Source organism: Alkalihalobacterium chitinilyticum, from assembly GCF_029028005.1.
GTDB classification, from domain to species: Bacteria; Bacillota; Bacilli; order Bacillales; family Bacillaceae_F; genus Alkalihalobacterium; species Alkalihalobacterium chitinilyticum.
In genome coordinates this window covers 1-1,063 of record NZ_JAOTPO010000048.1, presented here as the reverse complement: position 1 = coordinate 1,063, position 1,063 = coordinate 1, and the positions used below count along the sequence as shown (strand labels likewise).

2 rRNA genes are annotated in these 1,063 nt (G+C 42.6%); both read right to left on the bottom strand.

Features of this window, described 5'->3' with window-relative positions:
- Nucleotides 1-606: 606 nt before the first annotated feature.
- A 5S ribosomal RNA gene (rrf, locus tag N7Z68_RS24265) occupies nt 607-722 on the bottom strand.
- A gap of 216 nt (nt 723-938) precedes the next feature.
- Nucleotides 939-1,063: ribosomal RNA gene (locus tag N7Z68_RS24260) — 23S ribosomal RNA — on the bottom strand; the annotation flags it as partial.

Sequence of the window (1,063 nt, the reverse complement as noted above, 5' to 3'; positions counted from 1 at the left end):
CGTTTGTCGCTTAAATTCTTCATTATACCTTTGCCGATGTTCACCCATGGGAACCCCTCCTTGTTATTATCATCATATCCAAAAATGATGTTCGTTAAAGGGGTGTCCACTTTTTATTCTAATTGCAGAGAGACTCTTATATACCTATAATCATGTGATATGCACGAAGATTTCATGCAATAAGGGCATGTGAGTCCCCTAAATCGATCAAAAGGACATTTTGTTCCCAAATAAGGGCTTCTGAGTCCTCTTAATACATCAAGGAGTATCTACTCAGCCATTTGAAAGAAATTTTAAAAAATATTAAACAAAAGCACAACCCATTTGGATTGTGCTTTATGCCTAGCAACGTCCCTCTAAACCTTTCTTTCCTACGGGGACGTAATCCATGAAGTCTCACCTTCGATGCTCCTCATGTTGTTTTACAAAAAGAAAGGTTTCCTCTCACAGGGGGACATGTTGACTCGTTTCGAACCTTTCACACGTTGTTTCCATCGGCTGTCCTTCGAACCGGTTGCCTCTTCGAGCCGAAGCTCTTCACCACCTGAAGCTTACTCATCCTTTTTTCATACTAAAAAAGCACAACCCATTTGGATTGTGCTTTGTGCCTAGCGACGTCCTACTCTCACAGGGGGAAGCCCCCAACTACCATCGGCGCTGAAGAGCTTAACTTCCGTGTTCGGCATGGGAACGGGTGTGGCCTCTTCGCTATCGCCACTAGACTATTAAAATTGTGATAAGCTTCGAATTTCTTCGTTGACTGCGCTCTCTGCGTTGCTCATGTACCCTTCAAACGTACATTCCGCTACTCGTGAGCTTGTCACCTCGAACTTCTCGCTTCTAACAATTTTACTGGATTTTAATAAATCCTTATAAAATTGAGAGTGGTTCTCTCAAAACTGGATAATGGCTAGATGAATTCAACGCTTTATTATTATTTGGATAAGTCCTCGACCGATTAGTATCTCTCAGCTCCACGTGTCGCCACGCTTCCACCCGAGACCTATCAACCTCATCATCTCTAAGGGGTCTTACTTACTTAACGTAATGGGAAATCTCATCT